The sequence below is a fragment of the Agrobacterium sp. B1(2019) genome (assembly GCF_008274755.1).
GTDB lineage: Bacteria > Pseudomonadota > Alphaproteobacteria > Rhizobiales > Rhizobiaceae > Agrobacterium > Agrobacterium salinitolerans.
The window spans coordinates 29,904-56,500 of record NZ_VTPB01000002.1; the positions used below are offsets into that span (position 1 = coordinate 29,904).

The following is a 26,597-nucleotide window of genomic DNA, read 5'->3' on the forward strand; positions in this document are numbered from 1 at the left end:
CTCCCGTCACGCTATGCTTTTACGGTCGCGCCATGCCGTGATGGCAGTGGCAATGATGATAATCAGGCCGACAACGACCCGCTGCCAGGTGGTGTCCACTTTCATGATGATCAGCGAGTTTTTGACCATCACCAGCATGAACACGCCCATCAATGTGCCGAGAACCGTGCCGCGTCCGCCAAAGATTGACGCACCGCCCAGAACCACGGCCGCGATCACGTCGAGTTCGAGACCGACAAAATCACGCGGGTTGGCAAGCCAGATCATCGACGAATGCAGCAGGCCCGAGAAGCCCGCCAGCGCACCGGCGAGGCAATAGACAAAGAAGATCGTCGCACCTGTATTAAAGCCAACACGTTTGGCTGCTTCAGGAGAGCCGCCATAGGCATAAACGCTGCGCCCGATCATGGTGTAGGTCAGGATGAGATGAATGACCAATGCCAGCCCCAGATAGACCAGGAACATCGCGGTCAGACCGAAAGTTGCTCCCGTAGCCGAGGTCAGCGAGATCACATCGGTCTTGCCGAACTCGATCAGTTCCTTTGGCATCTTGTTGATGTTGACGATGCTGGTACCGACGAGGCCGAGAACCAGACCACGCACAATCGAACCCGTCCCGAGAGTCACAATCAGCGGGATCATCCTGAAACGATGGATAATGAAACCATTGAAAGCACCGAGAACGAGCCCAATCAGCGTTGCCGCAACAAAGGGAATGAGCACGCCATCATAGCCGAGATAGACCATGCTGCGCACAGTCAGATACATCGCAGCAATGGCAAAGGCCGTGAACGATACGTCGATGCCGCCGGAAATCATCACGAGTAATACGCCGAGCGCCATGATGCCGATCACGACATTGGAGCGCAACAGGCCGAAGATGTTGTCGAGCGACCAGAAGGCTGGATTGATGAGACCAATGATGATCATGGCCGCGAGCAAGACGCAGGCGATAATAAATTCTGTGCTTTTCAGGAATTTCATGTCTTGCGGCCCCTCAATTCAGCATCTTGAGCCGGTCGTTAACGGCGTCTTCGGTCATGCTCTCTCCAGACAACTCGTCAACGAAACGGCCGCGATGCATGACCAGCACCCGGTTGCAGTTCTGCACCAGTTCCGGCACATCGTCGGAAATCATCAGCACGGCTAAGTCTTCCTTTTCGGCCAGCTTGCGGATGATGGTATGGATCTGTGCTTTGGAACCGACATCGACGCCAACGGTCGGGCCGTTCAGGATCAGCACTTTGGCGCCCGTCAACAGCCAGCGAGCCAGAACGACGCGCTGTGCGTTGCCACCGGACAAATGGTTGACCGGCGTGTGCGGTCCCGGCGCCACGATCTGCATGGCCGAGAACATTTCGCGGGTCGTCTCGTCCGCCTTTTTGCGATTAATGAAAAGACCTCGGACGAATTTCTCTATCGACGTGACAATGATATTGCGCTCAATGGATTGCGTCAGGAATAGCCCCTCGGTCAGGCGATCCTCCGGCACATAAGCGACGCCGCAAGCAATACCCTCCTGAACGGTCCTTGGGTGAACCTCGCGGCCTGCAAGGCGCACTGAACCGGTAAAATCGGGGCGCATGCCAAATAGCGCCAGGGCAAGTTCCGTACGCCCCGAACCGATCAAGCCCGAAATACCGACGATTTCACCTGGCCTTAACGTCAGGTCGGCGTTTTCCACGGAACCCGGAACCGAGAGGTTGCGCACGTCCAGCACTGGTGTATCGGCGCCTTCCTGCGGTACCCACTGGTAGCTGTGGGCCGTTAGCTCCTGCCCCGTCATCGCGCGAGTGATTGCCGGCTCATCGAATTCGGCGATCGGCCCTTCGGCCACCTTCTTGCCATTGCGGAAAACTGTCAGGCGCTCGCTAATTTCCAGCATCTCGCGCATTTTGTGGCTGACGAAAAGCACGGCGATGCCCTGCGCCTGAATATCACGCACAATCTTGAAGAGGGCATCAACCTCATGGCGCGTCAGCGCCGTCGTCGGCTCATCCATGATGATCAGGCGTGCATCGGCCATGACGGCACGGGCAATCGCCACGATCTGCTTTCCAGAGGTCGGCAGGGTTTCGACATCCGTATCAAGATCGATGCTCACGCCGAGGCGGTCCAACGCCTTTTGGGCCAGCTCACGGACATGTCGCCAGTCGACCGTCTTGCGACCTTCCATCAGAAAGGTATTGATGGCCAGATTCTCGGCGACCGTCAGGTTCCCAAACAGCGAAAAATCCTGATAGATCACCTGAATACCGTGGTGAACGGATTTTACCGGATCGAGTTTGCCGACAGGCTTCCCGTCGATCAGAATCTCACCGTCCTCGGGTGTGTAAACCCCGGACATGATTTTGATGACGGTGGATTTGCCGGAACCGTTTTCACCGGCAAGGCAATGGATTTCGCCCGGGCGAATGCTCAGCGATACGTCGTCGAGCGCCTTCACGCCGCCAAACCGCTTACCGATGTGGCGCAGCTCGATCAGATTCTCAGTCATAATGGCCTCGTGCAAGGCTGGAAAACATGGGGGGGGTGCACGGAGAGAGGGGTGCCCCTCCCTCCGTGGTTCGGATCAGAAGTCGTACTTGTCCATGTTTTCTTTGGTGACGCCGACCCAACCTGCGCCATAGAGCAGGTGTGGCTTGGAGGCGTCAGGAACCAGCAGGTTTTCATAACCGGGTAGACCCATGTTGAGACCCGCCTTGATCTGCTCATTCTTCTTCTCGAGAACCGCGACAGCCAGCATGTTCATCGCATAACCGGCAACGGCCGGATCCCAGAACTGGATGTACTGGATATTATCGTTCTTGATGTATTCGCCGGCAACGGAAACCAGGCCCGTTCCCGAGAAGAAAACCTTGCCCGACAGGCCGCCCTCGGCGATCAGGCGGCCAGCGCCTGCGGATGTCGGCATCGGCGCGCCGAGAATACCGGTAATGTCCGGATAGGCAGTCATTGCTTCCTTGAGTTTGGTGTAGTCGGTGTTGGCGTCGTCATAGGTTTCCAGCCGCTCGGTCGCCTGCGACATTTCCGGGAAGTTTGCCTTTTGGTACTCGACGGCGCCGTCGATCCATTCCATCTGCGACTTGGAGGTCAGACTGCCAACGGTGGCGACATACTTGCCCTTACCGCCCATGGATTTGCCAAGTTCCTTCATCAGGTTCGCGCCATAGGCCTTGTTGTCGAAGGCTTCGATGTCGAAATCGACGTTCTGGATGTTGGAAGCCTCATGGCTGATGACGACGATGCCGCGATCTCGGGCTTTCTTGAGTACCGGCTCCACCGCTTCGACCGAGAACGGCACGATGGCGATGGCATCAACGCCCTGCGCGATGAGGTTTTCAACGATCTGCACCTGAGCGGCGGCATCAGCCTGGCTTGGGCCAACCATCCAGACATCGTTTCCGGTATCGCCCTTGAACTGCTCGACGCCATCGCGCATGCGGTCAAACCACGCAATACCATCCACCTTCACGACAGTTGCAATGGTGTATTTTTTGCCGCTCGCCGTTGTGATCAGTTCCTTGTTGACCTTCGACGCATCGACGGCGCTTTGCGCAAAGACAGCCGAAGCCGAAAGCGTTGCAGCAAGCGCGATGGTAGTGAAAATCTTGTTCACGAATAACTCCTCCCTTTGAAACTGCAATGTGCCGAACCTACTCCAGTCGCAGCACTCGATAATGTTCGATTCCTCACGCCGGGAACCGCTGCTCACGCGTCCGACGCCTCCTCATTCTCCCGTAAAGGCCTCCCGTGCCCCGATGCATAGGCCACGATGTGACCTAGAAACCTGTTGTTTTCCTCTCCCGATAATGCGAACTATTATGATAGAATCCAATCATTATGTTTCGATCGTTTCATGTTTGTTATTCTTCTGTCAAGCGCAGAGATGGGCGATTGCGAGCAAAGTAACACCGAAATATGAAGCGCAGCGAGAAACCGAAAACGGAGACAAGGTGAGCAGAGTAAGTGCACACAATGCCAGGTTGGACGCGCTGGCCAAGCTAGTTCAGGAGACGGGCGTTCTAAGGCTGAGGGATGCCGCCTCCCGGCTTGGAGTATCCGAGATTACCATTCGACGCGACATTGCCGCCGACGGCGAACGGCTGAGTTGTCTTGGCGGCTACATCATTCCGGTTCAGGACGGCGCAATCATCAGCGACTATGTCCTGGAGCAGGAAAAGGACAGCCATGCAGCGGCCAAGATGCGCGCGTGCGTGCAGGCTGCGGCCTTGATCGAGCCACATGACACGATATTCATCGACTGCGGAACGACGATGCCCCATCTGGCGCGACAGATTCCGGTACATGGCCATGTCACCGCCATCTGCTATTCTCTTAATGTTGCCGAGGAGCTGGCGAGCAGAAACGATGTCCGCCTGATCATGCTCGGCGGACTCTATCATCCGGAAGCGGCCTCGTTTTCGGGGGATGAAGGCATTGAGGTGCTGAAGCGCCTCAATATCAACAAAGCATTTCTGTCTGCCGGCGGCGTGGACGGACATCACGGCGTGACTTGTTCGCATTTTCATGAAGTGCCGATCAAACAGATGGTCATGCAACGCTCAATGCAAAAGCATCTTGTGGTGGACAGCAGCAAGTTCAGCAAGGTGCGGGCCGCACGCTATGCTTCAATAGGCGACTTCAATTCAATTGTGTCGGATCAACCCTTACCTTGGCTAAAATAAGCCGAAATTGGCGCGCGTTCCCTGCTGCTCGTAGAGGGCGGCGCAGGCATCGGCCTTTTCGGCCTTTTTTTTGCACCACAGCAGCACATGGGCAATCCGCTTTTCCGGCCGTACCTCGACATAAAGATGGTGGCGTAGGATAGGTTCTCATACGCTCGAGCAACTTGCTTGTTCTGCAATTTCAGAGACTTACTTTAGCCGCCGATTGCCCTCTGGTGCCGCATAAACACCGTCATTTTCGATCGGCTTTTTCGAAGGCAGCTCATTACAAGAGTTCCCGCTTAAGCAGTGCTTCGAGCCAGTCCGCAAAGACCTGCAATCGGCGCGAGAGATGCTGCCTGTGCGAATAGAGCAAGGCCATGGGCATGGGTTCGGCGCGATGGTCGGGCATTACTTCAACGAGTTCGCCGGCTTCGATGTGGCGCTTCACGTCGTACGCTGGGATCTGAATCAAGCCGAGCCCGGCGAGGCAACAGGCGATATACGCCTCGGCGCTGTTGACCGTGACACGGCCGCGAATCGGCATCATGCTCACCTCGCCGTTCTCAACCCACTCCCAATCTTCGACGCGACCGGTCGATGGCGATGCATAGTTGACGGCGAGATGCGCGCCGAGATCGTCTGGGGCGCTTGGCGTCCCATGTTGGGCGAGATAAGCGGGGCTGGCGACATTGATCAGTGAGAGATCGCCGATCTTGCGGGCGATGAGACCGGAATCGCTCAATGGCCCGACCCGAAGCACGCAGTCGACGCTCTCCTCGACCAGGTTCACCGTCCGATCGGTGACGCGCAGTTCAATGTCGAGCTGGGGATGACGGTCGAGGAATTCTGGCAAGGCGGGCGCAATGATCAAACGGCCGATCCGGCCCGGCACATCGATCCGCAGCTTGCCTGACGGTTGGCCCGCCGTCTGTCGGAACAGGCCCTCGGTCTCCTCGACATCGGCGATCAGCCGCAGGCAGCGTTCATAAAATGCCGCACCGTCCTGGGTTGGCGAGACCTTTCGGGTGGTCCGGTGAAGCAGGCGCGCCCCGACCCGCGCTTCTAGCTCGATCACCGCGGCTGACACGGACGAACGTGGCATCCCGAGCGTATCGGCAGCGCGGGTGAAGCTCGCGCATTCGACGACGCGGGCGAAAGTGCGGAAGAGATCGATACGGTCCATGCGCTTCAACTTGCTTGATTGGTCGGCCAGCCTGACAGGTGATGTTAGAATGAGCGTCTTTATGACGGATCTATAGACGATATGGTGAGATCTCGGAAGCGGTCGCCTGATGGCCGCGAGGCAAGCGAAGGAGCCAACGCCAATGACCGATCACAGCATCAATGGCAAAACCGTCATCATCGCCGGCGGCGCGAAGAACCTGGGCGGGCTGATCGCCCGCGATCTCGCCGCGCAGGGCGCCAAGGGGATCGCCATTCACTACAACAGCGCGGCGACCAAGGCGGACGCCGACGCGACGGTTGCGGCGGTGAAAGCGGCCGGCGCGGAAGCGATCGCCATCCAGGCGGACCTGAAAACGGCAGGCGCCGTGGAGACGCTGTTTGCAGATGCGGTCGCCGCCCTCGGCCGCCCGGATATCGCCATCAATACCGTCGGCAAGGTGCTCAAGAAGCCCATGGTCGAAATTTCAGAAGCCGAATATGACGAGATGAGCGCGGTCAACGCCAAGACGGCCTTCTTCTTCATCAAGGAAGCGGGCAAGCATCTCAACGACAACGGCAAGCTGGTGACCCTCGTCACCTCGCTGCTCGGCGCCTTTACCCCTTTCTATGCGGCCTATGCCGGCACCAAGGCCCCGGTCGAGCATTTCACGCGCGCGGCTTCCAAGGAGTTCGGCGAGCGCGGCATCTCGGTGACGGCGATAGGTCCCGGACCGATGGACACGCCGTTCTTCTATCCGGCCGAAGGCGCAGACGCCGTCGCCTATCACAAGACGGCGGCGGCTTTGTCCGGCTTCTCGAAGACCGGTCTCACCGACATCGAGGATATCGTCCCCTATATCCGCTTCATGGTGTCGGATGGCTGGTGGATGACCGGCCAGACCATCCTCGTGAATGGCGGCTATACCACGAAGTAAGAACGGATGGACGGCCTGTCCTCCCGGCAGGCCGTCCGGTCTTTATCGCGACACAGGGGGACGCGCTCATGCATATGCTGTTGGTCATCGTCGGAGGCGCCGTCCTGCTGGGCGTGTTTTCCCTGTTCGGGAAACTCTGGGGCGGCGATCTCGCCGGTGTCGCCACGGGCGCGAAACTCTTTATTCCTGCCTGGCTGGCGGTGGCGCTCGTCAATATGTGGGTCGGCGTAACGAGGGCGGGCTACACGGTCGCCCAGGAGCTGCCGATCCTGCTGGTCGTGTTCGCCGTGCCGGCGGCCCTTGCGGCGGTCCTCGTCTGGCAACTAGCGAGAGGCTGATTTCATGGCAGCGGAAACTCTTTCTCATACTGTCGAGGCCGCTGCGGCCCATGGTTTCAACCTCGTTCCGATCGTCGTCCTGCTGGGGGCGGCGGTCATCGCCGTGCCGCTGTTCAAGCGGCTCGGCCTCGGCTCCGTCCTCGGCTATCTGGCCGCCGGGCTTGCCATCGGGCCGTTCGGCATCGGCCTGTTCTCCGACCCGCAATCGATCCTGCATGTGGCCGAACTCGGCGTCGTCATGTTCCTGTTCATCATCGGGTTGGAGATGCAGCCGTCGCGGCTGTGGTCGATGCGCGGCGAGATCTTCGGGCTGGGCCTGGCGCAGGTCGGCTTGTGCATCGGTCTGCTCACGCTCGCCGGCCTCGCACTCGGCTATCCGGTTGCGCAGAGTTTCGTGGCGGGCGCCGGCTTCGTGCTGACCTCGACGGCCATCGTCATGCAGATGCTGGAGGAGCGCCGCAGCATGGGGCTGCCGAAGGGCCGCAGGATCGTTGCGATCCTTCTGTTCGAGGATCTGGCCATCGTCCCGCTTCTGGCCCTGGTCGCCTTCCTGGCGCCCGGCGGAGAAAATGCTACTCTCGCGGACCGGCTGATCGGCATAGGTATCGGCCTTGCCGCCATTCTCGGTCTGGTGCTTGCCGGACGCTATCTGCTCGACCCGCTGTTCCGTCTGCTCGGCAAGGCGAAGGCCCGCGAGGTGATGACGGCGGCGGCGCTGTTCGTCGTGCTGGGCGCCGCCCTTGCCATGCAGCTTGGCGGGCTGTCGATGGCGATGGGTGCGTTCCTTGCCGGTGTGCTCCTGTCGGAATCCTCGTTTCGCCATCAGCTCGAAGCCGATATCGAACCGTTCCGAGGGGTCCTGCTCGGCTTGTTCTTCCTTGGTGTCGGCATGTCGCTCGACCTCACGGTGATCACGGCCAACTGGCGGCTGATCCTCGTCGCCGTCGTCGCCTACATGGCCCTGAAGACGATCGGCATCTATCTGATCGCGCGTCTCTTCGGAGCCGACAATCGTGAAGCGATCGAGCGTGCCGTGCTCATGGCGCAGGGCGGCGAGTTTGCCTTTGTTCTGTATGCGGCCGCCGCATCGGTCGGGATCATCGACACCGAGGCCAATGCGATCCTGACGGCGACGATCATCGTCTCCATGGCGCTGACGCCACTGATGATCATCCTGCACGACCGGCTGATGCCGAAAGCGACAACCTCCATGGAAGGCGTCGAGACTGCGGAGGGCTTGTCCGCCAACGTGCTGCTGATCGGCTTCGGTCGCTTCGGCCAGATCGTCAGCCAGCCGCTTCTGGCAGCCGGTTCCTCGATCTCCATCATCGAGACCGATACGGACGCGATCCGCGATGCGGGCGCCTTCGGGTTCAAGGTCTACTACGGCGACGGCGCGCGCCTCGATATCCTGCATGCCGCCGGCGGGCATAACGCCCGCCTGATCGTGATCGCTGTCAACGACCGTGAGGCGAGCCTGAAGATCGCCGAGTTGGTCAGGGCCGAGTTCCCGCTGGTGCCAGTCCTTGCCCGATCGCTCGACCGCGAGCACGCCATCGAGCTCATCCATGCCGGTGTCGAATGGCAGGTCCGCGAGACCTTCGAATCTGCGCTCGCCCTCGGTGAGAAAGCGCTGGGGCTGATGGATATCGATGTCGACGAGCGCGCCAGCGTGATGGAGGATGTCCGCCGCCGTGACGGCGAGCGCTTCGCCATGGAAACGGCGGAGGGCATCTATGCGGGCCGCGATCTGATCCACGGCAATGCGCCGCGCAAGGATGGCCGCGGCCAACAGAGCGCACAATGATGGGCAGCAAAGGCCGGATCTCATTCACAACACGGGTGAGCGTTTGCGCGAACTGGCCCGGGCAGTGAATTGATAGAGGGACGATGCCGGTCAGTAATTTAGGCGTTCGAATAAGACATCCCGATCCCAATGCCCGATCCATCTGCATCCCAATCGCCCCATCGACCATCGATGACAATGACTCCCCTGTCGATCTTCACCTCGACCACTGGGCCTTGATCCCGATATTGGCTGAGCCGGTGCATACAGGCGGCAAGGGCGACCAAGCGCCCTGCTTCACTTCGTTGCACCCGAACGTGCCACTTTACATCCCCAGCCCTTCTGATCGGACAAGGCCGGAAATGGTTCGGGATTGAACGAAAGAAAGCCCTATGCACCCGACTATACGGACAGCCGAATTGGAAAAACTGACAGATGAGGAACTGCGCATTGTGTTGTGCAGCGACGATTGGAAGATTTTCTTCACGCCTGCGATCTAACTGATACCGATCGCGTGCACACCACCGCATCGCTGCCCAACATCCGCATCATGCAGCGCACTAGACAACTGATGCCAGCCATACCGGCAAGCCAAGCGCAATGCGTATTGCGGATCGAGAATCGATATAGAATAAAACATCATTACTCAGCCTTGATGCATGATAAAACATCATCTTGAGGGAATGTTGATTTCATGATATCGTAAAAGACATCAAACAAGAAAAATGATGCAGAAATAAACATCGATGAAATATGAAACGCAAGAGATCGCGGACCGCCTACGCGAAGCCAGAGAAGCCAAACAGCTCAGCCAACGCGAACTGAGCCGGTTGGCCGGCGTACCGCAAGCCCAGATATCGCGGATCGAATCCAACAGCGTTGATCTACGCCTGTCGAGCCTTGTCGCGATCGCCAGCGCATTGGATTTGGAGATCGCCCTGATCCCACGCAAGGCAGTGCCTGCAGTCAAGTCGATTACGCGTCAGACAACGGATCGAACTGTGATCCAACCGCCCGCGATCGGCAAGGAAATGCAGCAGCTGCAAAAGGCGATCCGCGCCCTACAGATTGAAGCGCCGAGCCTGCCGGAGCTGGACGAGCTACGCAAAGCGACGGCATCACTCCAGCGCCTCAAGATTGATACCCGGTTTTTAGATAGTCTCCGCTCGCTGCGCCAAACGATTGACCACGCCAAACTGACGCAGCACTGGAAGGGCATACTGGACGCGACCAACGGCATGAGAGCGCTCCGCAACCAGATCGCTCGTTTCGAGCCGACGAGCGAAGAACGCAACGCCAACCGTCCCGCCTATTCATTAGATGAGGAGGACGACGATGCCTGATGTATCTGTTTTGAGTGTGCGCCTCTATGGCGAAGAAATCGGAACCATCACCTATGTCGGAAACGAAAAGACGCTTTGTGCCTTCAACGATGCCTATGTTGAAAACCGTGAGAGACCGACCCTCGGCCTGCAATTCAAAGATAGCCTGGGCGACCTGATCACGGATTTTCGGCCATACAAGATCAAGCTGATGCCCTATTTCTCGAACCTCCTGCCGGAGGGGCATCTGCGCCGATACCTGGCTGAGAAGGCAGACATCCATATCGACCGCGAGTTCTTCCTCTTATGGGTGCTCGGGCAGGACTTGCCCGGCGCGATCACCGTCGTCCCAGCGGACGGCGAAGAATGGCCGGACGAAGCGCATAACGTTCTTGAAGGTGACGCCGCGAAAGAGGCCGCCGAAGACGCCATGCGATTTTCATTGGCGGGTGTGCAGTTCAAATTCTCAGCGGTACAAAGCGCCAGCGGCGGCCTGACCATTCCGACAGGCGGCGTCGGCGGCAATCGGATCGTCAAACTCCCCTCACGCGAGTTTACCAACGTCCCAGAAAACGAGTTTTCGATGATGAGCCTTGCCAGGATGGTCGGGATCAACGTGCCTACGATCGGGCTTATCGATGTGCGTTCGATCGGCAACCTGCCGGACGGGATTGAGAGGATCGGGCAACAGGCCTTCGTCATTGAGCGCTTCGATCGCAATGATGACGGCAGCGTCACCCATATCGAAGATTTTGCGCAGGTCTTTAACGTCTATCCTGAGGACAAGTACAAGAAAGCCAGCTACCGCAATCTGGTATCGGTGATTGCGTCCGAATCCGATCAGGATGATGTGGCAGAATTCATTCGCCGCCTGACATTCAATGTCCTGATCGGCAATGGCGACATGCACCTGAAAAACTGGTCGCTGATCTATCCTGATCGCCGCAACGCTCGCCTGGCTCCAGCATATGACTTCGTATCCACGATTCCGTATATCGCGAATGACAAGTCCGCCCTGACCTTCAGCCGGACGAAGGAGTTCACCGGATTCACCATGGACGAGCTGGCGCACCTGTCCGCGAAAGCGAACCTGCCCAAAAAGCTCGTCCTCAACACGGCTAAGGAAACTGTCGCGCTCTTCATGGAGCGATGGGAGACCGAAAAGGCCAACCTTCCCATGCATAAAGATGTTGTCGAGACCATCGACAAGCATCTTACGACTTTGCCGATTGTCACCGACAAAGAGTGAAAGAATGCGGCCTAAGCCGCATCCTCGATGTCACGATGATTGGAAGCCAGAGACATCAGCCAATTACTGGCCTCAGAGGCTTTGGACGCTGCGGTGAACACCGCCTTCGTGTCGGACTTCAGCACGGTCAACCAGTTCTTGATGTACTGAGCATGATCGAGACGCGGCTCGGGCGTCAGACCGAGATCCCCACAAAGGAAGGCTGCGCCGAGTTCGGCGACAAGCTCTTCCATGGCATAGGCTTCAGTGCCAAATCTGGCCGAAAGATCGCGTGAAAGGCGTGCTTTCGAACCTGACCAGTGGGTGTTATGCCGATATCGGCATAAAACCCATAATGCCGACATCCAGATTATGCCGCCAACTGTCCGGATGAGCCGGAAGCCTTGGCCTCCAGCTCAAAGTTTGCGGCATAATCAAAGGGATTCGAGGAAGGCGAGCAACTTGTCGTCCGGCCGATATCTTCCTGGATTATCGGCGGCAGCCGTTAATCGGGCCAGGGCCTTTTCCTTGAGCCGCAGATCCGCATGAACGTAGACCTGCGTGGTCTCGACATTCTCATGCCCAAGCCAGAGCGCGATAACGGTCTGGTCGATCCCGTGGTGTAAAAGCTCCATCGCGGTGCTGTGACGCAGGACGTGGGGACTGACCCGTTTACCAACGAGCGACGGGCACGATTTCGATGCGGTGAGCACGTGCCGATGGACGATGTCTTCCAGCGCGTCCCGACTGAGCCGTGTCCCACGATTGCTTGGGAAGAGCGGATCATCTTGACCGCCCCTACGCTCCTTCAGCCAGGATTCCAAAACCTTGACGGTTTCCCGCCGGAGCGGTGTTGTCCGTTGCTTGCGACCTTTGCCCTCGCACCGAATGTGAGCCCCTGTGCCGACCACGACATCGCAGCACCGGAGGCCGGTGATCTCCGAGGCTCGCAAGCCTCCCTGCAACGCGACCAGCAGGATCGCGTGGTCACGGCGACCAATCCCGGTCGACCGATCGGGGGCTGCCAACAGAGCATCCATTTCTTCACGATCGAGGAATTCGACAGTTCGCCGGACATGACGTTTGCTCGGCATGGCCAGTATTTTCTGGCATTGCAGCATGTACTGCGGTTCGCTCATCGCCACGAAGCGGAAGAATGAGCGGATGCCGGCAAGTCTGGTATTTCGGCTGCGAGCGCTATTGCGGCGCCCGGTCTCAATGTCGCAAAGGAAGTCGGCAACCAGTTCGACGCCGAGATCGTCTATCGACAGCTTTGTTGGTGGTTTGCCGATCTTCTCGCTCGCATAGCGCAGCAATAAGCGGAAGGTGTCGCGATAGCCGGCGATCGTGTTCGGGCTGGCGTTCATCTGGGTGCACAGCCGGTCGGTAAAGAACTGCTGTACGAGCGAGGGAAGCAATGATCTGCTCATAAGCTTCCCTCCAGCGCCAGAGCGCGCTCAGCGCGGGCGGAGGCGAGGGCCAAAAGTTCCGGCACAGCCTCGATATACCAGTAGGTATGCTCGGGGCTGACATGCCCGAGATATGTAGTCAGCTTGATCATCTCGCGAGTGACGTCCATGCCGGATCGATACCAGTTCAGCATGGTGCGGACGGCAAAGGTGTGGCGCAGATCATGGATTCGTGGGCCACGGCCATGCTTATGGAATCTCTGCCTCTCCCGCAGACCAAGAGTTTGGCAGACGGTGGCGAAGTTGTATCTGACACCGCAGTCGCCGACCCGTTCACCGTGGTCCGCGACGAAGAATGGCTGGGAGCGACGTTCAAGCAGCCGATCCCGCTCCTTCGCGTAAGCCGCAAGCTGAAGCGCGGTACACCTCGACACCGGGATGAGCCTTGCCTTGCCGAGCTTACCCTTCCGCAGCGTGAGAACGCCATTCTCAAGATCGACATCGCCGCTGTCGAGCGAGATCGCTTCGCTGATCCTGAGCCCGGTGACCGCGATCAGGCCGAACAAGACCGCATATGTCAGCGGCCGGATTCCGTTGGTCGATGGCAATGCTGCTGCCGCTTCCACGATGGCGCGGATTTCTTCCGGCTTGTAGATGTAGGGCCTGCTTCGCCGATGACGGCTAGGGATGAGGTCACTTGAAGGGACCTTGTGCTGAGGATCGATGCCGTGGAGCCACTGCGCAAATATTCGGACGATACCGAGCCGTCGTGACCACGTCTGCTGGCTGGCAACACCGAAAGACTCACGCCATCCGATAAAGACCCCGGCGCTCACATATTCGGTGCCCATCTTCTCAGCATGTTCGATGAAGCGCCTCAGTATCCGCTCATCCGTGCGAAGCTCGAACCCGAGGCCACGGCGGACGGCTAGATAGCGATCCAGCTCTTGAGACAGCTTGCTCATGCTGCACCTCCTGTGGTCGGCCACGGCTGAGCAATGGTGCGCAGACCCTCGACATCAAGCCTTGCGTAAATCATCGTGGTCGCACGGGAGCGATGGCGCAGCGTGTCGCTGATTTCCTCCAGAGAAGCGCCATTCTGAACCAGATTGGTCGCCAGACTGTGGCGCAGGATCTGGGACCCGACATAGGGTGCTGGTGGCTTTAACCCCGTGTGTTCGTACGCCTTGCGCAGGATCTGATTTAGAACCTGCGCATCTTTGAACGGGCGGTGCGGCGCTCGGTCGATGACAAACAGAGATCGAGACGTCGCCACGCGCTCGAGCTTGATGTAGTCCGCAAGCGCCTTTCCGACTTCGGGCAATAGCGGCAACCTGTCGTGTCTGTCGCCCTTTCCACGAATGAGGATTTCACCTGAGCGCCAGTCGATGTCATCGATCTGTATGGCGACGACCTCTTGAGGACGCAGAGCGAGGCGCGCCATCAACAGAACCATTGCGTAGTTGCGTAAGGTGGATGGTGCCGTGTCGCGCACCGCAGCCAGGATCATCTCAACCTGTTCCAGCGAGAGATGACGTGGAAGCCGAGTTCCGAACCGCTGCGCCACACGCGGCACGGCGTTCGCGAGGTTTGCAGACGTCTTCCCAGCCTTGAACAAATAGCGGAAGAAGTTTCGCAGGTGTGACGGCACGGTTTTGTCTCGCGGTGCCCTTTGGACGACGCGCATATGCAGGAACCGGGCGATGTCGGAGGCGGATATACTCCCAAGATCATCGGTCTCTTCAGGGAAGCGGAAGTCAAGGAACTGCCCCGCAAACCGCCAGCTATCGGTGATTGTCCGCTCGCTCAATCCCCGCTGGCGGCGCAAATAGTCTTCATAGGCTGTCCGTAGTTCCAGCCGCGCCGCTTCTCTGGGCGAGAGCGCCGGACGCTCTCTCGTCACGCCACGCTCCGCAAGAAAGCGCCCAAATCGCTTCATCATGAACTTCGCGTAGGACGCTCGGGATTCTATCCACCCCATGGCTGCGATGAGTTCGGTGGCTCGCCTTTGATCGAGGTCAGACGCGGCAATCCCGGCCCCGTGCATTGCTTTTGCAACATCGTTGATGCAGCTCAGGTACAGGGTGATCGTGCTTTCTGCATGATCGAGCTCGACCATCTCATCGACAAAGGCGACGAGATGGTCCTCGAACAGCGAGAAGGCACAGGCGTAGAAGTAGCGATAGCGACTGATCGTCATGGTATTCTCCTTGTTTCAAACAAGGAAAGACGGCGGCCAATTCGAATGCCGTGCAAGATGCGTCAGTCGCCGGTGGATGTGATCGTAGTCATTCGCTCCACTGCCGAGCGTTGCTCTTTGGCGGGGCGTCCAGTCCTCTAAGCCAACAAAACACACATGTTTGTTCGGACGCTCAACAAGTCTCGGTCGTTCCTGTCTTCGACGAAAGCTCTGTTCGTCAGAATGTTAAAATCCGCTGGGAAAAAATTACCAGGAAGAAAGATGTGCAATCTTAAATTGTCGGCATCAAAGGAGTGCACATCCCATGGATTTCATCTCAAAGCTGCGATTTCTAGTAGTCGTAACTGTCTTCGTGTTTTTAAACGTTCAGCCGTCTGGGGCGGAGCAGCTCGATCTCTACGAGGGAACCTGGAAACAGGTGAAGTCAAATGCCGGCGAATGTTCACAATGCACGATCACGATTAAACGTAATGGAAAGACACTACAGGTCGTGGCAAACAACGGATGGTCTGCCGTAGTCAGGTCTGCCCCCAAGCGGTTCGCTGCAGAATTGCCTTCTATCCAAGGGGATGGTGTCTGGCAGAACTCCGGCAAGGCCCGACCGCTAAAGATCGCATTGGTTCATGATGAGGGCGAGCTGCAGGTTTTGCTTCTCATCGCGGAGCAGAGCCGCCCCCGCACTATTGCTGCGACATTCCGCAAGTGATCGAAGCTAAGAGTATATCCCGCTGAAGCGCGACAAGGGCATGAGCTATGACGAGCATCGTGAGGGTTGTCGATTTCGTGACTGATGTTCTTGGCACAGCGATGGGCAACCGCCCTGAACCAGGATTCTGGAGAAACGTAGAACGTATTCTGATTGTCCTCTTGGTTTTGGGCTTGCTTACCACGCTTTGCGTCTGGCTCGCCCAAGCGAAAACGCTTGCTTGAAACCTATGCGAGCTCAAGCATAACTGTGAGGCATTGCGGCAAGCGGCTGTTTTGAAACACCCACGAGGTTCATAGCGGCCGAGTTTCTGATGAGCACCGACGACGGGGTGGACAATCGCCGACAGCTTTCCCTTTTGCTTCGTATTATGCCGGGACCAGTGAGCCTGAGGCCAAGGCTTTTGGCTCAACCGGAGAATTGTCGGCATAATCTGGATGTCGGCATTATGGGTGAGTTCATGACAGAGTGTGCTGTAAAATCCTTCGGCGGCACTTGTGGTCGCAGTACCTGTGAAGCGGCGGCGCTCCGGCATGCGGATGATGTCAGCCGACGGGACATAGTAGGCTTTATCGCCACCCTCCTCGATGACAGCACCGGTTGCCTTCACGAAGGCTTCAGCCTGAGCAAGCGGGTCGAATGAAGGCTGGTCTGGGATATCGGTCTGATCGAGAGGGAAACCATCCACCTGGGCGGCGTTGAAGACCCAGCTGGCACGCGCAACCATGCGTTCGGCTTGCTCGGCCTGACCGGTCTGGTCATTGATCTGCTCGACATCGAAAGTCTTGTAGAAGACGACGAGGGAGGATTTCTCGCTCTTGCGCACTTGGCAACCGGCATCTTGCCACTGGCGATAGGTGCCCCAGACATTCGAGGGATACTGAGAAGCCTGGGCAGAGACCCAGAGGCTGACAATGTTCACGCCGTTATAGGGCTTGCGCGATGCGACATTGACGGGGCGAGCAAAGCTTCCGGCTTTGTTGGCGATCCAGGGGAGCTGGAATTCGCCTGCGTTTTCGAGAGCATCGACGATGCGGCTGGTGATTTCCTGATGGACATCGAATTTGGGTGAAGATGATTTGGACATGATTGTCTCCTTTCGCTGTGGAGACCGCGACCATCGCGGCCTGATGGCGTCCGGAGAGACAGGCCAAAGCAGCCCTTGCACCCCGAAGGGGCGGGCGAAGCGAAAAGACGGTGCCTGCCGTTGCATGGGATGGGAGGGGCTGTCAGAAAAGCCTAAAGAAGGCAGCTATGGCCGTGGCTCTTTGCGACAGGGACGATCCTTGATCAGCAAGCTTCCAAATTTTTGGGCAAACATCATAACGCATCTCGTCATGTGCACGCATAATTAGTAGCGTCATGACATGAGCAACAAAAAGCCGACGACGGCCTCGAGCTAACACACTTTATTTTAGGCTGGTCGAGCCTAAGCCCGGTCTTCGTGCTGTGGGCTATTCCCGAAGCCAACGGGTCAACAACGACCGCGAAAATCCATAACGCCGCGCCGTCACCGAGCCTTGGCAAGGCTGAGAGTGGTCTGGTCGATGGCTGCTGCAACCTCTTCCATCGAGCCCCTTGCTACCCTGCCCTACCGGACAGATCTTCAGCACTGACACGAAGCTCACGGCTGCCATGGTCAAGATCGTAAGCAAGAAACTTGAACTTCGGACATACGCAATCTTCAATGATCGTCGGGCTGGAGTAATTTCAGAAGAAAAGCAACAGCTTTTGGCCGTGCCGGGATAGCTTCATGCAAAAGCACTATGTTGCGGGAGAATGTCGTGCCGGACGAAGCGGAGACGATGTTAAAACCCGTTGGCACCAGGCCTTGCCATGCCGGAACGAGAGCGTTTCCCAGTCCCTGGGCCACCAGGATCGCAATTGTCTCCAGCGCATCGAGATCACAAACGACATCGGGCGAGAGATCGAAAGTCTCCATATATCTCCCAACGATGCGGCCTCCCCAGGATACGGGATCATACCGGATGAACGGTTCCCCCGCAGCATGCTTCAAGACATCATCCGCAACTATCTCAGCCCTGGTCATGTAAACTAGTGGTTCGCTTCTGATTCTGTGGCCAACGAGTGATTTAGGCAGCGCAAAAGGCGGCTCGACAAGAATTGCGATATCGAGAGCGCCAGCAAGCAGTTGCTCAAACAGATATAGCGACGATCCCGGGACAAGCCGCAACTTCAGATCGGGAGCTTGCCGTGCCGTTTCGCGGATAAATGCAGGCAAAAGTCCGGTTAGCACCGTCGAAATCGCACCGATCTTCACCTCGCCTCTCAAATCTCCATCAAGCGCATCATCCATGAGATGAGCGCTCTCACGGACCAGAAGCCGTGCACGAGGCAGCAATGCCAGACATGTTTCGGTCGGCTGGATGGAATGCGCTCCGCGCGAGAAAAGCTTGCAGTTCAGGCTGCGTTCCAAAGCCTGGATACGTTGGCTGATCGCGGCAGGCGTCAGCTTCTCCCGGCGGGCTGCACCCGTGATAGAGCCGGTTTCTATGACAGCAAGCAGGCTTTGCAGGAAGCGAATGTCCATATAGAGATGCTTATCCTCAGAGACACAATTTCATAGTTTCACTTGCCCTACGGTAAACCTATGATGGGATCAACATCATTCTGGAGAACCGCCAATGAGATCACTTTTTCACCTCGCCTACCACGTGACCAATCTTGACGAAGCACGGAGTTTTTACGGGGATGTCCTTGGATGCGAAGAGGGGCGCAGTACAGATACCTGGGTTGATTTCGATTTCTTCGGACATCAGATTTCGCTTCATCTTGGCAAGCCCTTCGAAGTATCGCGCACAGGAAAAGTCGGCGACCACATGGTAATGATGCCCCACTTGGGCGTGGTACTGCCGCTGGAGGCATGGTTTGCGCTTGCCGACCGGCTGGAGACGGCAGGTATTGCTTTCGATATTCCGCCCGTCGTGCGTTTTGAAGGAGAACCAGGCGAACAGAGGACGATGTTCTTCTTCGATCCGAGCGGTAATCCCATCGAAGTAAAGGGTTTCAACGATTTCGACAGCGTTTTCGCCCGTTAGATCGGTTGCGGCAGCGCTTCACGATCCGTGAGGCACTGCATAACTGCGCCGCTTTCGGCATGCCCCCCCGAGGCTAGTGAAGACGGTCTCCATGACGCCGGCTGCAATCAAGGCTTGCAGTCGCTTTCTCTGATAACCGGGAATCATCTTCCGTTGCCACAGTGATGGTCTCGGCAACATTGCCCCCAAGGATATGCTCGCCCACGCCGGCAACCCACGGCCCCGTGCCGAATCTCCGTGACGCCCTGATGCCCGTTACCATCAGGTTTGCAGCGCGACCGTAAGTCTGCGAAATCATGGTGCTTGAAAAGACACCAGCGGCAAAACGTATTGCGGCCACGGCCTCGCTAATGTTGCCAATTTGCGGCGACGGCTTTCGCGTGAGCGTTTCATCCCGCCCTGCACCGGAGACAAGAGTGGGACCGTCGCTTATCTCTACCGCCCGCATCATGCTTTCGAAAATGTCGCCAGTCCGGGACTTCCCAACGGATCACTGATTCTATTACCCTCATCTGAAAATAAGCAGCCGCCATACGCGCTTTTCGCCTGACGATACGCAAGATCTTCCTGACGGAAGTACCAGAGTCTGTTCAGTCGGCATGCAAGGCACGATCTGTCGTGCATCAAATCAGTTCCCGATGATGAAAAACAAGGCAGACAGGGCCACGATCCATGCGTTGCCTTTTCGGCAAGTAATGCGGCGAATAATTGTTCTTTATTAGAACGCCTATGTTCGGCATGATCCCCTCAACGGCGGATAAGCCGTAGCACGCTACCCGCGAAGCTAGTTCTTATAAGGGGAACATACATGAGCAGTTTTTTAATGAATCGCCGCCGTTTCATTGCGAACGCCGCCATTTTGGGTGGCGCGGCGACAATGCAGAATTTTATCAGCGTTCGCGCCGGAAATGCAGTCGATGTAGCCGACGTCAAAATGCAATTGGGCTGGCTTGGCTCGAACGGCGTTCTTGGCGAAGTCGTGGCGAAGAAAAAGGGATTTTATACCGAACAGGGCGTCAACCTTGAAATCGTACCGGGTGGCCCGAACATCGATGGTGTCGCGGGTGTGGCGTCCGGGCAGGCTGCCGTTGGCCAGACATCGTCCAGCCCGGCCGTGATGCTGGCGCGTGGCGCGGGCATTCCGATCAAGGCCTTTCTCGCCGGTTATCAGAAACACCCTTTTACCTATTTCTCGACAGATAAAAATCCGATCCGCATGCCACAAGATATGATCGGCAAAACCATCGCCACCCAGCCGACTGCCGTTATCCTACTCCGCGCACTGCTTGCCAAAAACGGCATCGCGGAAAACAAGGTCACCATCGTCAATATGGGTTCGGATATGAACCAGCTTCTGACGGGCCAGGCACAGGCGGTGACCGGCTGGAATACGAATATCAACGCCATGAAGGTGCTTGGCACGGACTCCGTACAGATGATGCTGTGGGATGCGGGCCTCAAGCTGTACGCAAACGTCTATTTCACCACCGACGACCAGATCGACAAGCACGGCGATGTTCTGGCGCGCTTCACAATGGCGACGGCAAAGGGCTGGTCCTATGCCCGCGACAACCAGGCAGAAGCGGTTGATATTCTGGTCGAAGCATTCCCGAATCTCGACAAGGCCAGCGAGCTTGAAGCTGCCGTACCGGTTCTCGGCTATTCGTTTGGCGAAACCGCCAAAAAAGATGGCTGGGGGACAATGAACAAGTCGACCTGGGAAGACCAGATCAAGGCTTATGCCGATCTCGGTCAGTTCAAGCAATCTGTCCCCCTACTCGATGATGTCGTGAGTTTCTCCGTACTGGAGGCAACAAGCGATTTCCGCAAGAAGCTGGGCTGAGATCATGTTGGCAATAAGGACCATCCAGGAAAGCCCGACCACGGCGAAAGCGGCAATTTCCATCAGAAACGTCTCTGTGCGTTTCGGAAAAGGCCCGAGCGAGTTTACCGCTCTTTCGGATGTCTCTCTGGACATTCCGGAAGGAGGCTTCGTGACCATGCTCGGGCCGTCAGGCTGCGGAAAATCAACGCTGCTGCGCTGCATGGCCGATCTTGTACAGCCATCGCATGGGCAGATATCCGTACTTGGCCAGACTCCGCGGGCCGCACGCGGGAATAGAGATTTCGCGTTTGTCTTTCAGGACGCGACGTTGCTTCCATGGCGCAATGTGATCGACAATGTATGCCTTCCCCTTGAAGTCGGGGGAGGCAAGGCACGCGATCACGCCGACGCGCACGATTTGCTGGCAATGGTCGGTCTCGGCGGGCGCGAGAAAGCGTTGCCACATGAGCTGTCTGGCGGCATGCGCCAGCGTGTTGCGATTGCGCGGGCGCTGGTGACCCGCCCGCGCATTCTGCTGATGGACGAGCCGTTCGGCGCACTCGACGAAATCACCCGTGACAAGCTCAATGAGGAGCTTCTACGCCTCTGGCAGGAAACGGGAACGACAATTGTCTTCGTCACCCATTCGATCCCTGAAGCCGCGTTTCTTGGCCAGAAGATTCTGATGCTGAAGGCCAACCCAGGTCGCGTAAAAGAGTTTCTGGAGGTGAACCTTCCTGCGGGGCGGTCGCTGGCCATACGCGATACCATCGATTTTATTCAGGTTACCGCCCACCTGCGCACATTGCTGGAGGAATGCCTGTGAGCAATTCCATCTCGACCAGAGACACGATCGAAATACAAACCGCGTCCCGGAAGGCGATGTGGGCTGATATGACCATAGGCGTCTTTAGCCGTAACATGCCTGTCATCCTGACGACGATCGGTCTCGTCGCAGCTTGGCAAATCGGGGTGACTGCCTTCGAAGTGCCGACATTCATGGTGCCAAGTCCGTGGGAAATCGTTCTTGCCTTCAGGGACAATGGTCCCATCCTGTGGAAGAACTTTCTTCCGACATTACTGGAAGCATCGTTGGGCTTTATTTTCGGAAACCTGATCGCCATTCTTCTGGCTATCTGGTTCGTGCACAGCAGCGTGGCAGAACGGGCGATCTATCCGATTGCTGTCTTCATCAAGGCCATTCCGATCATAGCCCTCGCACCTATCCTGGTGCTGATCTTTGGCAACGGCATCGCGCCCAAGATCATTATCGCCGGTCTCATCTGTTTCTTTCCCACACTCGTCAACATGGTTCAGGGGCTGAAATCCGTCAGCCCGGCCATGCTGGATCTGATGCGGGTTCTGTCGGCCAACAAGCGGGAAGTCTTGTGGAAAGTTCAGCTCCCGGCATCCCTGCCCTTTCTGTTTGCCGCGCTCAAGATCGCCGCCACCAGCAGTGTCATGGGCGCGATCGTGGCGGAATGGATCGGTTCGAGTTTCGGGCTTGGCGCCCTCATCATCGAGGCCACCTATAATTTCCGCTCGCCGCTGCTTTACGCAACCGTGGTGATCGCAGCCCTGACTGCGGTGGTTCTGTTCTCAATCGTATCGCTGGTCGAAACAAAAGTTGTCCGGTGGAAGCCGGCTGCTGCTCACTAAAGCGGCTTATCTGGAGGCAAATGAAATGACATCGATAATTGAATTGCCAGCGCGCGGCGTAAAAGTCGTGGATCGCTCGGATGTCGTCGTGGTCGGCGGTGGCCCTGCGGGCATTTCAGCGGCCGTCTCGGCAGCACGCAATGGCGCGAGCGTGACCCTGATTGAGCGCTACCCGTATCTCGGTGGCCTCGCATCTGGCGGCATGGTGCTGGTGCTTGACGATATGGTCAATGAAACCGAAGTCACCGTGCAGGGCATCTGCGTCGAGATGATCGGGCGCATGCAAAAGCGTGGCCTTTGCGTGGTTCCGGATGAGCGTGACCGCATGATCGAATTTCGCGATACACCGGCGGCCTGGCAACGCTGGGCGCGCTGGGGCTTGTTCGATTTCCATACGCAAACCATGCCTCACCCCATCTGCTATTCCGCGGCCTTCGACCCCGATGCCTTCAAGCAGACCTCCTACGATCTGATTGCCGAGTCGGGTGTCAAACTCCGTCTGCACAGCTGGTTCTCGTCCGCTATCATGGAGGACAACCGTATCACCGGTGTGGTTTGCCAGACCAAAGCTGGATTGGAAGCCATCTTGGGTAGTATCGTCATAGATACGACTGGCGATCTCGACGTCGCGGCCAATGCGGGTGCGGCAAACACCGAATCCGATTTTATTCTTACCACTGTGTCGCGGTGGGGCGGCGTCGACACCGATGCCGCTGAGCGTTTCGAGCGCGAGGAGCCCGAAGCATTCAAGCAGCTCGATCATGAAGCGAAACGCCTGATCGGCGGATGCTGGTCGTTCTGGTGGTTGAAAACGCCACTGCCGGGAGTCGTATGGCTGAACTGCCCGCATATGCCGAAGCTCAGCGGCCTGAAGGTTGACGACCTTACCACTGCGGAGATCGAAGGCCGCAGCCGCATCGGCCATTTGCTGGATTTTGCCCGTAAAAAAATGCCTGGCTTCGAAAATGCCTATGTGGTTGATTTTGCACCGCAAACAGGCGTGCGCCAGACGCGTCTTCTTGAAGGCTCCTATGTCGTGACAAAAGATGACGTGATGAATCGCCGGCATTTCGCAGATACGATATGCCGTGGCCGCGACTATTACACCCCCTATCGCGCCATGCTGCCAAAGGATGTGGAGCAGATGATCGTCGCAGGACGCCACTATTCGGCGACACCGCAGGCCCAGAAATCAAGCCGCGAAATCCCGCCCTGCATGGCCATGGGCGAAGCCGCAGGCGTGGCTGCAGTGGTTGCTCTTAATGCCGGTGTCACGGCGCGACAGGCTGATATCACGAAGATCCGCAGTATGCTTCGCAGTCAGGGGGCAGACCCCGGGGATATCCCCTCTGCAAATGCAAGCTATCTGGAGGCAGCAGAATGACAACTCTTCCGCTCGAAGGTATCCGTGTCGTGGACTTCACGCAGGTGATGCTTGGCCCTTGCTGCACCCAGATGCTGGCCGATTATGGCGCCGACGTTATCAAGATCGAAAAAATGAAAATCGGCGATCTCTCCCGTTGGTCAGTAGGGTCGGACCCGGACGGGCTGAATAATCCGGTCTTCACCTCACTGAACCGTAACAAGCGCAGCCTGTCCGTCGATCTGAAGGACAAGCAATCTTGCGATGTCGTTCGGGAACTGCTTCGCCACGCCGATGTCGTCGTGAACAATTTCCGCCCCGGCGTGATGGAGCGCATGGGTTTCGGATACGACGATCTCAAAAAGATCAATCCGAAGCTGATCTTTGCCGTTGGCACAGGCTTCGGCCTCGAAGGCCCCTATCGCCACAAGGGTGGACAGGACACCCTGGCGCAAGCAATGACCGGCGTCATGCAGCGCAAGTCAGATTATACCCATCCAACGGCGATCTATTCGACGACGATTGCCGATTATTCGGCTGGCATGCATCTCGTACAGGGCATTCTGCTGGCACTCCTGCATCGTGAAAAAACCGGGGAAGGCCAGCAGGTTGCCGTCAGCCTGTACAGTTCGCTGATTGCCATGCAGATGCAGGAAGGCACCATGCACATGATGCGTGGCAAAGAACTCAACTGGTCGTCCTTTCCGCTCAGCGGTGTTTTTGAAACCACCGATACCGCAATCGTCATGGTTGGCGCCTTCAAGGAAAACCCGCTTCGCGATATTTGCAATGCACTTGAGATCAATGATCTCTCGGCATTGCCCGAACATGCGGATTTTGATGCCCAGGCGCAGACACGCCCCCAGTTACACGCCATTTTCCGGGCGCGTTTTGCCACGAACTCCACAGCACACTGGTTGAAGCGGCTTGAAGACGTCGATATTCTGTGCGCGCCAGTGCGCTCACTTCCCGAAGCGCTCGAAGATGAACAGACGTTGATCAACGGCCTGATTCTGGAGGTTGGCGAAACCGCCGCTGGCCCGGTTCGTGTCATCGGCTCACCCATCGAAATGTCTGCGGCGAAGGTTTCTGTTCGTTTGCCGCCACCAAAACTTGGCGAACATAATGATGAGATCATTCATTCGCTGGGTCTGCTCACAGGAGACGCAGCGTGAGCGTTGTCTTCAATATCGAGAACCGCATCGCTCGCGTGACGATAAACCGACCCGAGCGCATGAACGCCATCGATCCGGCGACAGAGCTTGAGCTTGAGCGTATCTGGCACGACATCGAGAAACGCGACGATATCAGTTGCGTGGTGCTGACCGGTGCGGGCGAACGGGCATTTTCCGCTGGTGCAGACCTCAAGGGCGGCGCGACCGGCATCCAGAAAACCGGCCTCGAATACTGGGCCGAAAGCCGCCCGAACGGGTTTGGCGGCATCGCGTTTCGAAAAAGCCTTGATATTCCCGTCATCGCCCGCGTCAACGGTTTCGCTCTCGGCGGCGGCTTCGAGATGGTGCTCGGCTGCGATATCGTTATCGCCAGCGACACCGCCCGTTTCGGACTGCCGGAAGCGCGCGTTGGTCGCATGCCGCTGGACGGTGGAATGGTCATGCTACAGCGAAAGATTCCGTTTAACCAGGCCATGGGCGTCATGCTCACGGGTCGCCAGTTCAGCGCATCGGACATGCAGGCATTCGGGATCGTCAACGAAGTCGCCACCCCCGAAAATCTGGACGAGGCGGTGAACCGTTGGGTTGCCGACATCGTAGCCTGTGCGCCTTTGTCACTCAGGGCGATCAAACAGACGGTCAACCGCACCGGGCATCTCGTGCCTTCCGAAGCGCAGGCGCTGAGAACCCCCGCCTTGCTGAAAGCCTTGAGTAGTGAAGATGCGCAAGAAGGCGTGCTGGCATTCCAGGAGAAAAGACCCCCCGTTTGGCGAGGGTGCTGAGCGTGTTATTGACTTCCGAAATGCGCACTGATGCTGACCGGAGATAAGCATGCATGCAAGTATCCTGAAATATTTTACGGAAGTCGCGCGATCCGGCTCTATCCGAAAGGCGTCGGAAGAGTTGAACGTGGCGACATCCGCCCTGAGCCGACAAATCAAGAAGCTGGAGGATGAGCTGGGAACTCCGCTGTTCGAGCGGTTCTCCGATGGTCTCCGGCTGACCATGGCGGGTGAAATCGTGCTCCGCCATGCCCGCGAAACGTTACACGACTATTCGATCATGAGATCCGATCTTGGCGACCTGACAGGCAAGAAAACCGGACGGGTTCACATAGCCTGTCTTGACAGTCTGACAGTGCAGTTTTTGCCGGAATTGGTGCGTGGGTTCCACACACGCCACCCCGCGATCGATTTCCGCGTCAGAACAGAGAGCTACAACAACATCTTCCGGTTTTTGACAGAGGGCGACTGCGACATCGGCGTCACATTCGATCTGGCGCGACCCAACGATATCGAGTGTGTCTTCAGCGTCAAAATGCCGTTGATGGCAATCGTTGCCGCGCACCACCCGCTATCCAGACAAAAGAGCCTTACCCTACAGGAATGCGCCCAGTTTCCGCTTTTACTACAGCTCGATAACGAGGTGATGAGTTCTATGGTCGCGGTCGAACTCGGCGCACTCGATCGTGTCAGCCGGACGTTCGTGGCCACCAATAGCCAGATGATGCTGAAACCGCTGATCCTTTCGGGTGCAGGAGTGGCATTCTTCACCCCGCTTGGTTTTCTTCGTGAACTGGAGGCTGGCGAGGTCGTCGCGATCCGCATATCCGGCTCGCGCGTCAATGATATCGAGGTCGGCATCGTCACGCCACGGCGTCGACAACTGACCCGGGCGACCGAGCTGGTGATCGAGTATCTAAGCACCGAACTTGAAGAATTCACATCCAGGTTAAAAGTCTACATAGGGGAATAGCCT

Annotated in this window: 24 protein-coding genes and 1 pseudogene; 15 read left to right on the top strand and 10 right to left on the bottom strand. The window is 57.4% G+C overall.

From position 1 onward, the window contains the following. Window positions 1-6: 6 nt before the first annotated feature. From AGR1_RS14885 to AGR1_RS14895, 3 genes are all read right to left on the bottom strand, one after another. A complete protein-coding gene (locus AGR1_RS14885; protein ID WP_149147385.1) occupies window positions 7-984 on the bottom strand; it encodes an ABC transporter permease in 978 nt (325 codons plus the stop codon). A gap of 13 nt (window positions 985-997) precedes the next feature. Then, complete coding sequence (locus AGR1_RS14890; RefSeq protein ID WP_149147386.1) at window positions 998-2,497, bottom strand: sugar ABC transporter ATP-binding protein; 1,500 nt, start codon at window positions 2,495-2,497, stop codon at window positions 998-1,000. Window positions 2,498-2,572: 75 nt separating this feature from the next. Further along, on the bottom strand, window positions 2,573-3,619 hold the full coding sequence (locus tag AGR1_RS14895) for an autoinducer 2 ABC transporter substrate-binding protein (protein WP_137412185.1): 1,047 nt from the start codon (window positions 3,617-3,619) through the stop codon (window positions 2,573-2,575). Between the two features lie 337 nt (window positions 3,620-3,956). Between AGR1_RS14895 and AGR1_RS14900 the strand changes: the two genes are divergently transcribed. Continuing rightward, on the top strand, window positions 3,957-4,688 hold the full coding sequence (locus AGR1_RS14900) for a DeoR/GlpR family DNA-binding transcription regulator (protein ID WP_137412213.1): 732 nt from the start codon (window positions 3,957-3,959) through the stop codon (window positions 4,686-4,688). 265 nt (window positions 4,689-4,953) lie between these two features. Here the strand turns inward: AGR1_RS14900 and AGR1_RS14905 are convergent, their stop codons facing one another. Continuing rightward, window positions 4,954-5,853 carry a LysR family transcriptional regulator gene (locus AGR1_RS14905; protein ID WP_137412184.1) on the bottom strand — a complete coding sequence of 300 codons (900 nt, stop codon included), beginning with the start codon at window positions 5,851-5,853 and terminating at the stop codon, window positions 4,954-4,956. A 142-nt stretch (window positions 5,854-5,995) separates the two neighbouring features. On the opposite strand from AGR1_RS14905, the gene AGR1_RS14910 reads away from it, so the two are divergent. The 5 genes from AGR1_RS14910 to AGR1_RS14930 all read left to right on the top strand — a co-directional run bounded on the left by AGR1_RS14910 (window position 5,996) and on the right by AGR1_RS14930 (window position 11,464). Then, window positions 5,996-6,769 (top strand): SDR family oxidoreductase, encoded by a 774-nt coding sequence (locus tag AGR1_RS14910; RefSeq protein ID WP_112346406.1) that lies wholly within the window; start codon window positions 5,996-5,998, stop codon window positions 6,767-6,769. A gap of 68 nt (window positions 6,770-6,837) precedes the next feature. Next, entirely contained in the window at window positions 6,838-7,107 is a 270-nt protein-coding gene (locus tag AGR1_RS14915; protein WP_149147387.1) for a hypothetical protein, read from the top strand. 4 nt (window positions 7,108-7,111) lie between these two features. Beyond that, on the top strand, window positions 7,112-8,914 hold the full coding sequence (locus AGR1_RS14920; protein WP_149147388.1) for a monovalent cation:proton antiporter-2 (CPA2) family protein: 1,803 nt from the start codon (window positions 7,112-7,114) through the stop codon (window positions 8,912-8,914). Window positions 8,915-9,639: 725 nt separating this feature from the next. Next, entirely contained in the window at window positions 9,640-10,236 is a 597-nt protein-coding gene (locus AGR1_RS14925) for a helix-turn-helix transcriptional regulator (protein ID WP_149147389.1), read from the top strand. Beyond that, window positions 10,229-11,464 carry a type II toxin-antitoxin system HipA family toxin gene (locus tag AGR1_RS14930; RefSeq protein ID WP_149147390.1) on the top strand — a complete coding sequence of 412 codons (1,236 nt, stop codon included), beginning with the start codon at window positions 10,229-10,231 and terminating at the stop codon, window positions 11,462-11,464. The genes AGR1_RS14925 and AGR1_RS14930 overlap by 8 nt, the downstream gene beginning before the upstream one ends. Window positions 11,465-11,475: 11 nt before the next feature. On the opposite strand, the pseudogene AGR1_RS14935 reads toward AGR1_RS14930, so the two are convergent. The 4 genes and pseudogenes from AGR1_RS14935 to AGR1_RS14950 form a co-directional block, all read right to left on the bottom strand. Beyond that, a pseudogene (locus tag AGR1_RS14935) lies at window positions 11,476-11,769 on the bottom strand (zincin-like metallopeptidase domain-containing protein); the annotation flags it as partial. 108 nt (window positions 11,770-11,877) lie between these two features. Then, the gene (locus AGR1_RS14940; protein WP_149147392.1) at window positions 11,878-12,873 is read right to left on the bottom strand and encodes a tyrosine-type recombinase/integrase; all 996 of its coding nucleotides are present in this window, start codon (window positions 12,871-12,873) and stop codon (window positions 11,878-11,880) included. Next, window positions 12,870-13,817: a tyrosine-type recombinase/integrase gene (locus AGR1_RS14945; RefSeq protein ID WP_149147393.1), complete on the bottom strand. Its 948-nt coding sequence runs from the start codon at window positions 13,815-13,817 to the stop codon at window positions 12,870-12,872. Before AGR1_RS14945 ends, AGR1_RS14940 begins: the two co-directional genes overlap by 4 nt. Further along, complete coding sequence (locus AGR1_RS14950) at window positions 13,814-15,052, bottom strand: tyrosine-type recombinase/integrase (RefSeq protein WP_187772191.1); 1,239 nt, start codon at window positions 15,050-15,052, stop codon at window positions 13,814-13,816. Before AGR1_RS14950 ends, AGR1_RS14945 begins: the two co-directional genes overlap by 4 nt. Window positions 15,053-15,356: 304 nt before the next feature. Between AGR1_RS14950 and AGR1_RS14955 the strand changes: the two genes are divergently transcribed. Next, on the top strand, window positions 15,357-15,758 hold the full coding sequence (locus AGR1_RS14955; protein WP_149147394.1) for a hypothetical protein: 402 nt from the start codon (window positions 15,357-15,359) through the stop codon (window positions 15,756-15,758). On the opposite strand, the gene AGR1_RS29865 is transcribed toward AGR1_RS14955, so the two are convergent. Both AGR1_RS29865 and AGR1_RS14970 read right to left on the bottom strand, forming a co-directional pair. After that, window positions 15,733-16,845, bottom strand: a complete 1,113-nt coding sequence (locus tag AGR1_RS29865) for an ArdC-like ssDNA-binding domain-containing protein (RefSeq protein WP_246669658.1) — start codon at window positions 16,843-16,845, stop codon at window positions 15,733-15,735. The two genes, AGR1_RS14955 and AGR1_RS29865, sit on opposite strands and share 26 nt — an antisense overlap. A 597-nt stretch (window positions 16,846-17,442) precedes the next feature. Continuing rightward, entirely contained in the window at window positions 17,443-18,309 is an 867-nt protein-coding gene (locus AGR1_RS14970) for a LysR family transcriptional regulator (protein ID WP_149147395.1), read from the bottom strand. Window positions 18,310-18,403: 94 nt separating this feature from the next. On the opposite strand from AGR1_RS14970, the gene AGR1_RS14975 reads away from it, so the two are divergent. From AGR1_RS14975 to AGR1_RS15010, 8 genes are all read left to right on the top strand, one after another. Then, a complete protein-coding gene (locus AGR1_RS14975; protein ID WP_149147396.1) occupies window positions 18,404-18,817 on the top strand; it encodes a VOC family protein in 414 nt (137 codons plus the stop codon). Window positions 18,818-19,625: 808 nt separating this feature from the next. Next, complete coding sequence (locus AGR1_RS14980; RefSeq protein WP_149147397.1) at window positions 19,626-20,660, top strand: ABC transporter substrate-binding protein; 1,035 nt, start codon at window positions 19,626-19,628, stop codon at window positions 20,658-20,660. A gap of 4 nt (window positions 20,661-20,664) precedes the next feature. After that, on the top strand, window positions 20,665-21,468 hold the full coding sequence (locus AGR1_RS14985; RefSeq protein ID WP_137412171.1) for an ABC transporter ATP-binding protein: 804 nt from the start codon (window positions 20,665-20,667) through the stop codon (window positions 21,466-21,468). A 56-nt stretch (window positions 21,469-21,524) separates the two neighbouring features. Continuing rightward, window positions 21,525-22,301, top strand: coding sequence for an ABC transporter permease (locus tag AGR1_RS14990; protein WP_149147985.1), 777 nt, complete (start codon window positions 21,525-21,527; stop codon window positions 22,299-22,301). A gap of 10 nt (window positions 22,302-22,311) precedes the next feature. Beyond that, window positions 22,312-23,685, top strand: coding sequence for an FAD-dependent oxidoreductase (locus AGR1_RS14995; RefSeq protein ID WP_281406447.1), 1,374 nt, complete (start codon window positions 22,312-22,314; stop codon window positions 23,683-23,685). Beyond that, entirely contained in the window at window positions 23,682-24,839 is a 1,158-nt protein-coding gene (locus AGR1_RS15000) for a CoA transferase (RefSeq protein WP_149147399.1), read from the top strand. The genes AGR1_RS14995 and AGR1_RS15000 overlap by 4 nt, the downstream gene beginning before the upstream one ends. Further along, window positions 24,836-25,621: an enoyl-CoA hydratase-related protein gene (locus AGR1_RS15005; protein WP_137412168.1), complete on the top strand. Its 786-nt coding sequence runs from the start codon at window positions 24,836-24,838 to the stop codon at window positions 25,619-25,621. The genes AGR1_RS15000 and AGR1_RS15005 overlap by 4 nt, the downstream gene beginning before the upstream one ends. 49 nt (window positions 25,622-25,670) lie before the next feature. Beyond that, window positions 25,671-26,594: a LysR family transcriptional regulator gene (locus tag AGR1_RS15010; protein ID WP_137412167.1), complete on the top strand. Its 924-nt coding sequence runs from the start codon at window positions 25,671-25,673 to the stop codon at window positions 26,592-26,594. Window positions 26,595-26,597: the final 3 nt, after the last annotated feature.